The organism is Streptococcus sp. 53, assembly GCF_013276565.1.
In the GTDB taxonomy this organism is placed as follows: domain Bacteria; phylum Bacillota; class Bacilli; order Lactobacillales; family Streptococcaceae; genus Streptococcus.
In genome coordinates this window covers 18621-31782 of sequence record NZ_VMLG01000011.1, presented here as the reverse complement: position 1 = coordinate 31782, position 13162 = coordinate 18621, and the positions used below count along the sequence as shown (strand labels likewise).

Genomic DNA, 13162 nt, shown 5'->3' with positions numbered 1-13162 from the left:
GGTTTTAATTTGATTTTCGAAGAGTATTAATTTTCTGTTTCAACGAATCGTCCCAGAATATGAACATTCTCCGATACAGAGACAAAGGCACCTGGATCCACCTGTTTCATAATCTGTTTAAATTCATTAAACTCTGCACGTGTAATGACAGTGATTAAAACTGCCTTTCTCTCGTGATTGTAGGTTCCTTCTGCATCGTGGATCATGGTTGCGCCGCGGTGCAATTTTTTATGGATTTTCTCAATTACTTTATCTGGATGATTGGTCACAATCATAGCCTGCATGCGTTTTTGCTTGGTAAAGACCGCATCTGTCACACGACTAGAGACAAAGATGGTAATCATAGAGTAGAGAGCGTATTTCCAACCAAAAGTCAATCCTGCTATCAGCATGATGGTCCCATTTACCAAGAAAGAAATACTACCGACATTCTTACCTGTTTTCTTGCGAATGGTCAGGCTGACGATATCCGTCCCACCACTGGAGATATTGTTGCGAAGAGCAAAACCAATCCCCAAGCCCATGACAACACCCCCAAAAAGGGCATTGATAATGGGATCCTCCGTCAAGGTTGCCACAGGGACAAACTGGATAAAGAAGGAACTCATAGATACCGTGATAAAGGTAAAGACGGTGAACTTATGGCCAATCTGATACCAAGCCAAGACCATCAAAGGGAAGTTAATGGCGTAGAAGGTTAGCGAAATCGGAATATGAAAACCAAACCAGTGATTACTCAAGGCAGAGATAATCTGTGCCAGACCTGTTGCACCACTCGAATACACATGCCCTGGTTGGAAAAAGAAATTGACCGCTACTGCTGATAAAAAACCATAGACTAGAGAGGCCGAAATCTTCTCGTCATACTTCTCACGAGAGATGCTTTGTAAGACACGTAAAATTTTTATCTGATGAGCAAAGCGGCGCAGATAATAGCGCCACCGCTTAATTCGTTTTGCTTGTTTCATCTTCTTCTACTTGTAAGCTGAGTTCCTCTAGTTGTTTGAGAGCTACTGTTGAAGGAGCTTGTGTCATTGGGTCACTTGCCTTATTGTTCTTAGGGAAGGCAATAACTTCACGGATATTTTCTTCTCCAGCAAGCAACATAACAAATCGGTCAAGTCCGATAGCCAAACCACCATGTGGTGGGAAACCATAGTCCATGGCTTCAAGAAGGAATCCAAACTGATCATTTGCTTCTTCGGCTGAGAAACCAAGAGCCTTGAACATACGTTCTTGAAGGTCTTTTTGGTTGATACGGAGGCTACCACCACCAAGTTCATAACCGTTCAAAACGATATCGTAAGCAATGGCACGAACCTTAGCTAAATCGCCTTCTAGTTCGTGAGCAGTCTCTTCCTGTGGAAGTGTAAATGGATGGTGGGCGCTCATGTAGCGGCCTTCTTCTTCAGACCATTCAAACATTGGCCAGTCAACCACCCAAAGGAAGTTGAATTTATCGTTATCAATCAAACCAAGCTCTTTGGCAATACGTCCACGAAGGGCACCAAGTGTTGCATTGGCCACTTCAAGCGTATCCGCCACAAAGAGAACCAAGTCCTTATCTTCAAGAGCAAGCGCTGTTGTCAATTCTGCTTGGATGCCAGTCAAGAACTTGGCAACTGGTCCATTTAATTCTCCATCAACAACCTTAACCCAAGCAAGACCTTTGGCACCGTACTGTTTGGCTACTTCCGTCATCTTGTCGATGTCTTTACGTGAATAGTTGTCCGCAGCTCCTTTGACCACAATGGCTTTTACAGCAGGTGCTTCTGAAAAGACTTTAAAATCAACACCCTTGACCACTTCTGTCAGGTCCTGAAGCAACATGTCAAAACGGGTATCTGGCTTGTCAGAACCGTAAAGAGCCATAGCGTCATCGTATTTCATACGAGGGAATGGAAGAGTTACCTCAATTCCTTTTGTTTCCTTCATCACGCGCGCAATCAAGCCTTCTGTAATATCTTGGATTTCTTGCTCAGTAAGGAAAGACGTTTCCAAGTCGACCTGAGTGAACTCAGGCTGGCGGTCACCACGCAAGTCCTCATCACGGAAACATTTAACGATTTGGTAGTAACGGTCAAAACCAGCATTCATCAAGAGTTGTTTCGTGATTTGTGGACTTTGAGGAAGAGCGTAAAAATGCCCTTTATTAACACGAGACGGCACCAAGTAATCACGCGCCCCTTCAGGCGTTGACTTAGAAAGAAATGGTGTCTCCACGTCGATAAACTCCAACTCATCCAAGTAATTACGGATAGAGTGGGTCACCTTAGCACGAAGTTTAAGATTTTCCAACATTTCTGGACGACGAAGGTCAAGGTAACGGTAACGCAAACGTGTATCGTCATTGGCCTCAATGCCATCCTTAATCTCAAATGGTGTTGTTTTAGCTGTATTGAGCACAGTAAGAGCTGTCACATTCAACTCAACTGCACCAGTTGGCAACTTATCATTAGCTTGCTCACGCGCAGCGACCTGACCAGTCACCTCGATAACAAATTCGCTACGAAGGCTTTCAGCTGTTTCCATAACCTCTGCAGATACTTTTTCAGGGTTGATAACCAACTGCATGATTCCTTCACGGTCACGAAGATCGATAAAGATCAAACCACCGAGGTCACGACGACGGCCAACCCATCCTTTCAAGGTTATTTCTTGTCCGATGTGTTCCTCACGAACACGACCAGCATACATACTACGTTTCATTGTTTCTCTCCTCTTTTATTCTGTTACTATTTTACCATAAAAGCGCAGGCTCTTCATAAAAATCAGCAGAAAAGTTTGTCAGTCTTTAAAAATCAAGTGAAGGACCTAAAAATTAACGCCAAAACAAAAATCCGATGAACTTCATCGGACTCTTTTATTTTGAATTGTTGCCTGCTTTACGCTTTTCAGCAATTTCGGCTGCCTTTCGAGGCAAGACAATTTCCGTTATGTAAGCCGTCCCAAAACGCAGTACACCTGCAATAGGGGCAAAGACAACTGCTAGATAATTGTAGAAGAAATCGCCTTTGAAGGCATAAGCTAGTGCCCCGATAATGAAAAATAGAACAACTGCTTGAATCACTGCTAATAAAATTACTCGTTTCATGTGACCTCCTGACTCTATTATAGCATGAGAATCATCAAAAAGCCGACTAAATTATTCAAAGCGTGAAGAGAAATACTGTAGACCAGACCTTTTCTGCTAATATAAGCCAAGCCTAAACTAAAACCAAGGCTAAAATAGACAAAAAATTGTTGCACATCACCTGGGAAATGAATCAAGGCAAACAGAACACTGGATACCAGAAGAAAAATCAGAGTTTGTTTACTATTGTCCTGCTTAGGAAAGAGGTAGCGTGCTAACATCCCTCTAAAGATAAGTTCTTCCGTCAAAGGAGCAAAAATAACGACCGCAAAGAATGAGAAAAGTGGTTGAGACAAGGTCAAGTCTGTCGCTATTTGTTGATTTACTGAAGGATCATCTGGCAAGAAAAACTGGACAACCAGAGATAAGAACCAAACCAAGGCAGGAAGCCAAATAAATCGGTTGAAGTCGCTCTTCTCAATATGGACAGAACCTTTCTGGTACCATTTGTAAATGCCGTACACATAAACTCCAGCCAAGGCCACATAGAGCAAGGTCACAGCATAGGGTGAACCGCCTAAGGCAAGCGACGTAGTTGCGAGCACCTGAATGAAGCCATAGATGAATAAAAAGGATAGAATGGCTAGAATAAACCAGCCGAGGTTTTTAAGTAATTTCATAAAAGTCTCCTATCTTGCTTTATAACTGTTTTTCAATACAAAGAGGTTTGCTATTCCTAACACAAGTACCCAGGCAAGTAACATGCCGATGTTAGAAAAAGATATTTCTCCACCTTTTTTATTTAAAAGATTTACAATTGGACCAATAAAAGAGTAATCCAATACTTTCTGAACCGTATCATTTTGAAGAGCAAACATGGGTAAAAAAGAGACGATAAACATAGGAAAGATACTATAAACTTGCGCTTTAGATTGAGTATCTGACACCGCACCGATTAGAAGGTTGAGAAAAATAACACTAATAGTTGCTAGGACCAAATAGATAACATAGGCAAATAAGTAACCTGATACATCCACTTTAAGATAGATTGGTAGTGAAATCATTCCAAGCAACATAATCAACATAGGGAGAATGAGCATACTGAAAGTATATTCTGTTGCTGTCACACCACTTAGGATGAGTGATTTAAGATTGCGCTTTTCCTTATCTTCAGCCATCATAATCGATACCATATAACCACTTCCCATGCTCAAGACCATCGTCAAGCTAGCAGATAGTAAAAACAGGCTCAATTGTCCATTCTTATTTAAAAATTCATTATATAAAACAGCAATACCAAAAGGCATCAATAAAGTCGCCAACAAAGTTGAATTGCTAATAAGAACTTGCACTCTTAACCATAGTAGGGCATTTAATTTTCTAAACATCTAACTTTTCTCCTGTCAATCTGATAAAGATTTCTTCTAGTGTTGGCTCACAAGAGTGAACCACCATCAAATCTGTCGTGTCTAAATGTGGTAATTCTTCAAATGGAACTATCTGTTCTCGTCCATCGTTATAAACCACACGTACTTTCTTATCCACATGGTACTTCTGGATAATATCTTGCGGACTTCCATACTCTATTAAGTTCCCCTTATTTAAAAGAGATAAGCGATCACAAAGCAGAGTTGCTTCATTCATATCATGCGTGGTCAGAAAGATCGTTGTCCCCGCCTGCTTTAATTCTTGAAGTAGGGTATGAATCATCTTAGATGTTGTAGGGTCTAAGCCACTGGTTGGCTCATCTAGGAAGAGAATCTTAGGTGCATTCAGAAGGGCACGAGCCAAGAACATTCGTTGTTTCATTCCTGTAGATAGTTTTTCTGCGATAATATCTTTAGCATCTGCCAATCCAACCTGTTGGAGTACCTGATTTACTCTATCTGACTTGAGACCATATAACTTAGCATAGATGAGAAGATTTTTATAAAGACTCATCTTTTCATAAAAACCACTGCCATCACTAACAATACCAATTTGTTCCAAATCATTTGAGGTTAAATCTTGAGAATTCTTGCCTAACAAAACTGTTTTACCTTGATCAGCAGCCAACTGTCCTGTTAAGACATTGATCATGGTTGTTTTACCTGAGCCAGAAGGACCAAGAAAACCAAAGATTTCACCCTCCTTAATCTCAAAAGAAATCTGATGAAGAGCTTTTTTGCTCCCAAAACTTTTGCTTACATTTTCAACACGAATCATAGAAACTCCTTTATTTGAAATAGCGTTTTACCATAGGTAACTGCATCACATTGATATAAATATGGATTGCTCCGACAAGCAAGAAGGCTAGTAACTGAATCTCTCCTGTCAGTAAAGAAAAGAGAGCAATCAGAAAGTAGAGACCTGGCAAGACATAGTTATTTAATTGGAATAAAATCCGAAAACTCTGTTCCAAATTAGCCTTGCGCTCCCCTTCATCGTAAGAATCTAAATGCTCCAAGATATCCTTTGGTGTAGAGAAAAACACCAAACCAATCTGACGAACAATCGCAATAGTCTTAAAAAGATAATTTTGAGCATTGAAAACCAACACTAATCCCAAAAAGGAAAGGGATAAGGTTATATGGCTTATATCGAGTACAATTACTTCACTTCCTGAAATGAAGAGAGCCAATAAAATCGCTACGCTTGCACTATTAAAAGCAATAGTTCCAAACTCGAGATTCCGATACATCTGCACATAATAGGCTTCATTCAGATCATCATCCATTTCCTCTTGATACAAGGAGTGAAATTTTCTGCTTTTCTTTAGGAAATTGAACGTCAAAAGAAGACTAATGAAACCTATCAGTAAACAAATAGCTGATATCCATGGTATCAAGACTTTCACATCTAACATAATTTCGTGGGATTCGGCACGTGCCTTAAACATCCCTACAAACATGCCCAAGAAACCTCCCAAGACAATAGACATCAAAAATAATAACAATCCACGTTTCTTTTTCTTTTTCTTTTCCATATTCATTCTCCTTATTTACTTGCTAGATTTTTGGATTTCTTTTCAATCCAGTCAACGACTGGGATAAGAGCAAAGTAGGCCCAGATAAATTGGTCGCTGTAATAGAGATCAAACCATCCTAGATTTGTTCCAATTAGTAGACACAGGCTGACTAATAGAGCTATGGCAACTACATAATAAATCACTTTATACTTGTTCATCATTTTTCTCCTTTTTCTTTAACCAGTTGAAAATGGACAAGAGGACTAAGTTAACCCAAAACAAATACTTACTTTCAACAAAATAGAACCACCCCAGTAATGTTCCAACCATAGCGAAAGCATTCACAATGAGGGCAAGAACACTCATGTAATAAATCACTTTATACTTGTTCATCACTCGTCCTCCTCCAAGCGAAATACTGATTCGACTGTTTCGTTGAAAATCTGAGATATTTTCAGGGCAATGATAATGGATGGGGTGTACTCATCCCGTTCTAGTAGGCTAATGGTCTGTCTGGAAACCCCTGCCAGTTTAGCTAGGTCGGTTTGATTGAGGCCATCGCGAGCCCGAAGCTCTTTTAGACGATTTTTTAGTTGCATGTTACACACCTACTCTCCATCAAATTCAACTGTTTGGATATCCTCAATACGTTGCAACTTGATTTTTTCTTTTCCCGTCTTATCTACGTATCGTAGCTTGACCCATTCCTCATCAACATCCACAACTTCCCAAAAATTTGTTCCAAATAGTTCTCCAATGATTGTTGGTTTCTTTCCAATCATTTCTTGCAATAATCTCGACATTTCTGCGTTTCCTTTCTCTTTTCTTTCGATTACCTTTAACCTCTTCTCTATCCGCTTGATTTTCTTAGATTGACTCATATAAATCAAGACGAGAAAAGGAAACAAAATCCATACCCACATGTGGCTCCCTCCTATTTCTTAACTTGCTTATATTGTAACACATCTTTTTCTTTTTGACAAGAATATTTGTCAAAAAGTTTATGATTTTTGTCATTTTGCAAAAGAAAAAGGTCAGGAATAAGATCCTAACCAGTTTATCTACTATTAAAAGCCTAATTTTTCAAAGATTTCTGAGAAGTTTTGGCTGATTGTCTCAAGCGACACTTGCACTTCTTCTCGGGTTTGGTTGTTCTTGACCGTTACTTGTCCGCTTTCGACTTCACTCTCACCTAGGGTGATGAGGGTCTTAGCTGCAAAGACATCGGCTGACTTGAACTGAGCTTTGAGTTTACGGTTGAGGTAATCACGCTCTGCTTTGAATCCTTGTTGGCGAAGAGCCTGTACTAATTCCAAGGCCTTGACATTTGCTCCTTCTCCCAAGACTGCTATATAGACATCTAGGGCGTTTTCGATAGGGAGAGACACACCTTGCTTTTCAAGAATGAGAAGCAGACGCTCTACACCAAGTCCAAAACCAAATCCAGCAGTTTCAGGGCCACCAAAGTAAGCAACCAAGCCATCGTAACGACCACCCGCGCAGACTGTCAGGTCATTGCCCTCAATCTCAGTGATAAACTCGAAAATGGTGTGGTTGTAGTAGTCCAAACCACGCACCATATTGGTATCGATGATGTAGTCTACACCAAGATTTTCCAACATCTGACGCACAGCATCAAAATGAGCTTGGCTCTCTTCATCAAGAAAGTCCAAGATAGACGGTGCATTCTCTACTGCTACCTTGTCTTCTTTTTCCTTAGAATCCAAAACACGAAGAGGATTTTCCTCCAAACGGCGTTGGCTATCCTTAGACAAGGTCTCCTTGAGCGGTGTCAAATAGTCAATCAAGGCTTGACGGTAGGCCGCACGGCTCTCAGGATTTCCAAGAGTGTTAAGGTGCAATTTGACACCTTGGATACCGATTTCTTTCAGGAAGTGAGCTGCCATAGCGATGGTTTCCACATCAGTAGCTGGATTGCTAGAGCCAAAACACTCAACCCCAATCTGGTGGAATTGGCGCAAACGACCTGCCTGTGGACGCTCATAACGGAACATAGGGCCCATGTAGTAGAACTTACTTGGCTTTTGCACTTCTGGGGCGAAAAGTTTATTTTCCACATAGGAACGGACAACGGGTGCAGTTCCTTCTGGACGGAGGGTAATATGACGGTCTCCCTTGTCATAGAAGTCGTACATTTCCTTGGTTACGATATCCGTTGTATCTCCGACAGAGCGGCTGATAACCTCGTAATGCTCAAAAATAGGCGTGCGCACTTCTGCATAGTTATAGCGCTTGAAAATCTCACGGGCAAAGCCCTCAACGTACTGCCATTTGGCAGATTCAGCAGGTAAGATATCCTGCGTTCCTTTTGGTTTTTGTAATTTCATAGGGGATCCTCTTTAAACTTAATAGTCTTATTTTACCATAAATAGAGGGATTAAAACAGTGAGAAAAAATTTAGGATTTAGATATCATTTTTGAGATTAATAACTGTCAAAAGAATAGCTAGCAAGGAAAGACCAACAAATAGCATCCAAGTCAACTGTATATTCCATACGGCTACAAGTGAAAAACAAGCTGTTCCCACAGGTATGGATAAGGTGAACAATAAACCTAAAAAATTACTGGTACGAGCTAGAACCTCTGGAGCTAGATTTTTCAGGAGCATGGCACTAATCTTTGGTTGAACTTTACCAGACACATACAGAGTTGAACAGAGAAATAGTAAACCAAGTACGACTTGATTGAACACATTAGCCAGACCAACTAGACTGAGTCCTACGGTCACCCACATCATCAATCTAGGCAAGGACTGCTTCCCAAAATAATCATTGCCCGTAAGGCTACTGATGATGATTGCTAACAAAGCACAGAATTGACTGATAAATAATGCCTCTGTGTAAGAAAAGTCCAAAAGAGAATGGCTCAAAAAGAAGATGTTATAGATGCTTCCTAAAGCGCCACCCAAGGCATTGATAAGCAAGACAGCAAAGATCATGAATCCAAAGTTTTTCTGTCCACCTTTAAGAAAAACGAGACGTAAATTTCGATAAATCGTTAGGAACTGCTCTTTGATCGGAAGCTTCTCATTTTTTAGAATTTCACCATCAGCAGATGACATTGACAGGCTCAATTTGCTTTTTCCTAAAAAGAGGATGACGGCTGATACTAGGAAGAAACAGGCATTGATTCCCGCAACGAGGGAAAAATTGTTGACCGATAGCCCTAAGAGCCAGACTCCAAAAGCTTGACCACCAATGGCTGAAATATAGGTAATGAACTGGGAAAAAGAGTAAGCCTCCATCAAATCATCTTCAGCTACTTTTTCCTTAATGAGAGGCATGCGCAAACCACCTGCAAAATCACTGATGACATCACTAATGACATTGATTAAACACAGACTAGAAAAGGCAAAGAGACTAGCTTGCTGGACAACTAGGGCTGCTAGAAAAAATAAAACCGCCTGAAACAAACCGCTATAGACCATCCATTTGACCTTGGCCCTCGTGTAATCTGCCCGAATCCCTACAAAAACTGTAAAGAGAGTCGGAAGAATCATGACAATATTCGCCATAGCAACAGCAAAGGAGGCTTGTGGCAAGGTCGATGCATAGACGATAAATACCAGATTAAAAATCGAAGCACCAAAAGCATTGAAAAATCGTGACAAAGTCAAGAATCGATAAGCTTGATTTCTAAACAATAGTTTCATAGATAATCTCCCTTCTTGTTCGAAGTTCTATATAAAGTATGACTATAGTATAGCACTTAGAAATTCTAGAGAAAAAACTTTTGAATATATGCAACAAAAAATGAGTAAAAAGAAACGATAGAACTTTTGTAACGACCTGAGAGAGCCCAACAGTTCTATAGCTTCAAATTTCAAATTATTTTCTTAGTTTGCAGATATTCAACAATCGGTCGTTTTTCTATAGTATTCGGCAGATTTATTACAGCCAAGCATCTCAAAAATACGGACAGCATCCTCCATCTTTTTCTGGCCTTCCTTGACTCTACCTTGCTTGCTATCAAGAAGACCTTCCGCCCACAAATAGACAATTCGGAAATAGGTTTCATTTTCATTGTAAAAATGCTCTTCGATAACACGTTTAAAATAAGAGGCATTGGTAAATTCTTCACACTCAATGCTGGCTAAAAAACCATTCAATAGTATAGTGTGAAACAGGTTTCGATTGCCAGACATTTCCATTAGAAAATCAGATTTGCGTACCATTTCTCGTACATATCTAGTAAAAAGAGAAACAGATAAAAAGGGTGAACTGACTGAAAATAAATTGAGTTCATAGATTCCCCAAATCTCGGTAGAAAACAAATAATCATGAAGAACTTTCCCTTCCTCTGCTGTTAACTCCACCCTTTCATCTATGCTCTTCATATAAGACTTGATAATAATGGCATTTAGAATATGTTTCTGTTTGTTTTGAGAATGGGCATGCTTTTGATACTCCTTGCGATACAAGTCCTCAAGCGGAGCTATGTTCTTTGGATCCAAGACATCTATGATTTCTTTTCTCAACTCAGAATCTGTATCGTACTGAAAACCTCTCGCCAGAAAGAGGATTTCCTCTACACTGGCAGATATATTTTCTAGGGCAAATAGAAACTTTTCCACCGAAAGTTCACTCTGACCTGTTTCAAAGCGAGATAACATAGACGGCGAAAATTGTCCTCCAGTTGCTTGTCTCAGCGAGATATTTCTTGACTCTCGTAATTGTCTAAAGACTTTTCCAATCTGCTCCATAGGCTTCCCCTTGATTCCGTATTTTCTTCATTTTATCATATTTTTCAGAAAATTCATCAAAAACTTGCCAAATTGTCAGAATTATGAGAAAATAGAGGATATTTATCACGTGGAGGGACTGTAATGAGAGACGATATCAAAATCAATGACCGCGCTTTGGCCTTGCAAGACCAAATTATCGAAAAACTAGAGAAGGTTTTTGATACAGATGTGGAATTGGATGTGTACAATCTAGGGTTGATTTATGAAATCAATCTGGACGAAACGGGTCTCTGCAAGATTGTCATGACCTTCACTGACACCGCCTGCGATTGTGCCGAAAGCCTTCCTATCGAAATCGTCGCAGGTCTGAAACAAATCGAGGGTATTGAAGATGTCAAGGTTGAAGTTACCTGGTCGCCTGCTTGGAAGATCACACGAATCAGTCGCTACGGCCGCATTGCCCTTGGACTGCCACCTCGTTAAGCAGGTAAATCACTTTTGAAGATGAAAAAAAAAGCAAGCCGAGATTGGCTTGCTTTTTGATACTCAATGAAAATCAAAGAGCAAACTAGGAAACTAGCCGCAGGCTGCTCAAAACACTGTTTTGNNTCAGTAACCATACCTACGGCAAGGCGACGTTGACGTGGCTTGAAGAGATTTTCGAAGAGTATGAGTTTATTTTTTACCTGACTTGTCCATATTCCAGAAGTCTGTCACGGCTCCGCGTGAAGCAGATGATACAATATGGGCATATTTACCGAGGACACCACGGCTGTAAAGTGGTGGCAAGGTTGTTTCTGCCTTGCGTTTTTCAAGTTCTTCTTCGGATACTGCCATGGAAATTTCTTTGGTATCTTGGTCAACCGTAACGATATCGCCTGTACGGAGGTAGGCAATCGGTCCACCATCCTGAGCTTCAGGAGCGATATGTCCAACAACCAGACCATAAGTACCACCAGAGAAACGTCCGTCCGTCAAGAGGGCCACCTTATCTCCTTGACCTTTACCAACAATCATTGATGAAAGTGAGAGCATCTCAGGCATACCAGGACCACCCTTAGGCCCCACGAAACGAACAACAACAACATCGCCATCAACGATTTCATCTGTCAGAACGGCCTGAATAGCATCTTCTTCTGAGTCAAAGACCTTAGCTGGTCCAACGTGACGACGAACTTTAACACCTGATACCTTGGCAACCGCACCGTCAGGGGCAAGGTTCCCGTTCAAGATGATAAGCGGACCATCTGCACGTTTTGGATTTTCAAGTGGCATGATGACTTTTTGACCTGGTGTGAGGTCTGCAAAGTCAGCCAAATTCTCAGCAACAGTCTTACCAGTACATGTGATACGGTCCCCGTGAAGGAAACCATTCGCCAGCAAGTACTTCATAACCGCAGGCACACCACCGACTTCGTAGAGATCTTGGAAGACATACTGACCAGATGGTTTCAAGTCGGCCAAGTGAGGCACACGCTCTTGAATCGTATTGAAGTCCTCAAGTGACAAATCAACATTGGCAGCATGGGCAATGGCAAGCAAGTGAAGAGTGGCGTTTGTAGAACCACCGAGAGCCATAGTTACAGTGATAGCATCTTCAAAGGCTTCACGGGTCAAGATATCTGATGGTTTGAGACCCAGTTCAAGCATCTTAACAACAGCACGTCCTGCTGCTTCAATGTCTTCTTTCTTGTCAGCTGATTCAGCTGGGTGAGAGGAAGATCCTGGTAAACTCATACCGAGAACTTCGATAGCTGTCGCCATGGTATTAGCAGTATACATACCACCACAGCCACCAGGTCCAGGGCAGGCATTACATTCAAGACGTTTCACGTCCTCAGCCGTCATATCACCGTGGTTCCATTTTCCGATCCCCTCAAAAACAGAAACTAAGTCAATATCTTTGCCATCAAGATTTCCCGGTGCAATAGTTCCACCATAAGCAAAAATAGCTGGAATATCCATATTAGCAATGGCAATCATAGAACCCGGCATGTTCTTGTCACAGCCACCGATAGCAACAAAAGCATCGACGTTGTGCCCACCCATAGCCGCCTCGATTGAGTCTGCAATGATATCACGAGATGTCAAAGAGAAACGCATACCAGGTGTTCCCATAGCAATCCCGTCCGCTACAGTGATAGTCCCAAACTGCACAGGCCAAGCACCTGCCGATTTGACACCCTCTTTCGCCAATTTCCCAAAATCATGCAAGTGGATATTACATGGTGTATTTTCCGCCCAAGTCGAAATCACTCCCACAATCGGTGTTTCAAAGTCCTTATCTGTCATACCAGTCGCACGAAGCATAGCACGGTTTGGTGATTTAACCATGCTGTCATAAATGCTACTGCGGTGACGTTTATCTAATTCAGTCATTTGTTCCCTCCCATTTCAGTTTTTACTATTATAGCACATTTTAAAAGCAATGAACAGA

Annotated in this window: 16 protein-coding genes; 1 reads left to right on the top strand and 15 read right to left on the bottom strand. The window is 41.1% G+C overall.

What is annotated here, in order from left to right; translation table 11 throughout:
• Window positions 1-26: 26 nt before the first annotated feature.
• From HT722_RS03920 to rgg, 14 genes are all read right to left on the bottom strand, one after another.
• The gene (locus tag HT722_RS03920; RefSeq protein WP_000806276.1) at window positions 27-968 is read right to left on the bottom strand and encodes a YitT family protein; all 942 of its coding nucleotides are present in this window, start codon (window positions 966-968) and stop codon (window positions 27-29) included.
• Entirely contained in the window at window positions 946-2709 is a 1764-nt protein-coding gene (gene aspS / locus HT722_RS03915; RefSeq protein ID WP_173277676.1) for an aspartate--tRNA ligase, read from the bottom strand. Before aspS ends, HT722_RS03920 begins: the two co-directional genes overlap by 23 nt.
• 154 nt (window positions 2710-2863) lie before the next feature.
• Window positions 2864-3094 (bottom strand): hypothetical protein, encoded by a 231-nt coding sequence (locus HT722_RS03910; protein ID WP_000832181.1) that lies wholly within the window; start codon window positions 3092-3094, stop codon window positions 2864-2866.
• Window positions 3095-3111: 17 nt separating this feature from the next.
• A complete protein-coding gene (locus tag HT722_RS03905; protein WP_173277674.1) occupies window positions 3112-3753 on the bottom strand; it encodes a type II CAAX endopeptidase family protein in 642 nt (213 codons plus the stop codon).
• 9 nt (window positions 3754-3762) lie between these two features.
• Window positions 3763-4461, bottom strand: a complete 699-nt coding sequence (locus tag HT722_RS03900; protein WP_173277672.1) for an ABC transporter permease — start codon at window positions 4459-4461, stop codon at window positions 3763-3765.
• Window positions 4454-5278, bottom strand: coding sequence for an ABC transporter ATP-binding protein (locus tag HT722_RS03895; protein ID WP_000621677.1), 825 nt, complete (start codon window positions 5276-5278; stop codon window positions 4454-4456). The genes HT722_RS03900 and HT722_RS03895 overlap by 8 nt, the downstream gene beginning before the upstream one ends.
• 10 nt (window positions 5279-5288) lie before the next feature.
• Complete coding sequence (locus HT722_RS03890; protein ID WP_173277670.1) at window positions 5289-6038, bottom strand: DUF3169 family protein; 750 nt, start codon at window positions 6036-6038, stop codon at window positions 5289-5291.
• 11 nt (window positions 6039-6049) lie between these two features.
• Window positions 6050-6238: a hypothetical protein gene (locus HT722_RS03885; protein ID WP_001046123.1), complete on the bottom strand. Its 189-nt coding sequence runs from the start codon at window positions 6236-6238 to the stop codon at window positions 6050-6052.
• Window positions 6225-6413 carry a hypothetical protein gene (locus tag HT722_RS03880; RefSeq protein ID WP_050365217.1) on the bottom strand — a complete coding sequence of 63 codons (189 nt, stop codon included), beginning with the start codon at window positions 6411-6413 and terminating at the stop codon, window positions 6225-6227. Before HT722_RS03880 ends, HT722_RS03885 begins: the two co-directional genes overlap by 14 nt.
• The gene (locus HT722_RS03875; RefSeq protein ID WP_001176227.1) at window positions 6413-6619 is read right to left on the bottom strand and encodes a helix-turn-helix transcriptional regulator; all 207 of its coding nucleotides are present in this window, start codon (window positions 6617-6619) and stop codon (window positions 6413-6415) included. The genes HT722_RS03880 and HT722_RS03875 overlap by 1 nt, the downstream gene beginning before the upstream one ends.
• A 9-nt stretch (window positions 6620-6628) precedes the next feature.
• Complete coding sequence (locus HT722_RS03870; RefSeq protein WP_173277668.1) at window positions 6629-6943, bottom strand: hypothetical protein; 315 nt, start codon at window positions 6941-6943, stop codon at window positions 6629-6631.
• Window positions 6944-7087: 144 nt separating this feature from the next.
• Window positions 7088-8368 carry a histidine--tRNA ligase gene (gene hisS / locus HT722_RS03865; protein WP_050253603.1) on the bottom strand — a complete coding sequence of 427 codons (1281 nt, stop codon included), beginning with the start codon at window positions 8366-8368 and terminating at the stop codon, window positions 7088-7090.
• Between the two features lie 77 nt (window positions 8369-8445).
• Window positions 8446-9693, bottom strand: coding sequence for a transporter (locus HT722_RS03860; protein ID WP_173277666.1), 1248 nt, complete (start codon window positions 9691-9693; stop codon window positions 8446-8448).
• A gap of 198 nt (window positions 9694-9891) precedes the next feature.
• Window positions 9892-10743: a quorum-sensing system transcriptional regulator Rgg gene (gene rgg, locus HT722_RS03855; protein WP_173277664.1), complete on the bottom strand. Its 852-nt coding sequence runs from the start codon at window positions 10741-10743 to the stop codon at window positions 9892-9894.
• Window positions 10744-10866: 123 nt separating this feature from the next.
• On the opposite strand from rgg, the gene HT722_RS03850 reads away from it, so the two are divergent.
• Window positions 10867-11208 carry a metal-sulfur cluster assembly factor gene (locus HT722_RS03850; protein ID WP_001204052.1) on the top strand — a complete coding sequence of 114 codons (342 nt, stop codon included), beginning with the start codon at window positions 10867-10869 and terminating at the stop codon, window positions 11206-11208.
• A gap of 192 nt (window positions 11209-11400) precedes the next feature.
• On the opposite strand, the gene ilvD is transcribed toward HT722_RS03850, so the two are convergent.
• Window positions 11401-13104 carry a dihydroxy-acid dehydratase gene (gene ilvD, locus HT722_RS03845; RefSeq protein ID WP_000137343.1) on the bottom strand — a complete coding sequence of 568 codons (1704 nt, stop codon included), beginning with the start codon at window positions 13102-13104 and terminating at the stop codon, window positions 11401-11403.
• Window positions 13105-13162 lie beyond the last annotated feature (58 nt).

Bases quoted from the DNA above. Each gene is read 5' to 3' on its own strand.
- HT722_RS03880 (WP_050365217.1), bottom strand. From the start codon at position 6,413: ATGAACAAGTATAAAGTGATTTATTACATGAGTGTTCTTGCCCTCATT.
- HT722_RS03890 (WP_173277670.1), bottom strand. From the start codon at position 6,038: ATGGAAAAGAAAAAGAAAAAGAAACGTGGATTGTTATTATTTTTGATG.
- HT722_RS03920 (WP_000806276.1), bottom strand. From the start codon at position 968: ATGAAACAAGCAAAACGAATTAAGCGGTGGCGCTATTATCTGCGCCGC.
- hisS (WP_050253603.1), bottom strand. From the start codon at position 8,368: ATGAAATTACAAAAACCAAAAGGAACGCAGGATATCTTACCTGCTGAA.
- HT722_RS03900 (WP_173277672.1), bottom strand. From the start codon at position 4,461: ATGTTTAGAAAATTAAATGCCCTACTATGGTTAAGAGTGCAAGTTCTT.
- HT722_RS03850 (WP_001204052.1), top strand. From the start codon at position 10,867: ATGAGAGACGATATCAAAATCAATGACCGCGCTTTGGCCTTGCAAGAC.
- HT722_RS03870 (WP_173277668.1), bottom strand. From the start codon at position 6,943: ATGTGGGTATGGATTTTGTTTCCTTTTCTCGTCTTGATTTATATGAGT.
- HT722_RS03885 (WP_001046123.1), bottom strand. From the start codon at position 6,238: ATGAACAAGTATAAAGTGATTTATTATGTAGTTGCCATAGCTCTATTA.
- ilvD (WP_000137343.1), bottom strand. From the start codon at position 13,104: ATGACTGAATTAGATAAACGTCACCGCAGTAGCATTTATGACAGCATG.
- HT722_RS03905 (WP_173277674.1), bottom strand. From the start codon at position 3,753: ATGAAATTACTTAAAAACCTCGGCTGGTTTATTCTAGCCATTCTATCC.
- rgg (WP_173277664.1), bottom strand. From the start codon at position 10,743: ATGGAGCAGATTGGAAAAGTCTTTAGACAATTACGAGAGTCAAGAAAT.
- HT722_RS03895 (WP_000621677.1), bottom strand. From the start codon at position 5,278: ATGATTCGTGTTGAAAATGTAAGCAAAAGTTTTGGGAGCAAAAAAGCT.
- HT722_RS03860 (WP_173277666.1), bottom strand. From the start codon at position 9,693: ATGAAACTATTGTTTAGAAATCAAGCTTATCGATTCTTGACTTTGTCA.
- HT722_RS03875 (WP_001176227.1), bottom strand. From the start codon at position 6,619: ATGCAACTAAAAAATCGTCTAAAAGAGCTTCGGGCTCGCGATGGCCTC.
- aspS (WP_173277676.1), bottom strand. From the start codon at position 2,709: ATGAAACGTAGTATGTATGCTGGTCGTGTTCGTGAGGAACACATCGGA.
- HT722_RS03910 (WP_000832181.1), bottom strand. From the start codon at position 3,094: ATGAAACGAGTAATTTTATTAGCAGTGATTCAAGCAGTTGTTCTATTT.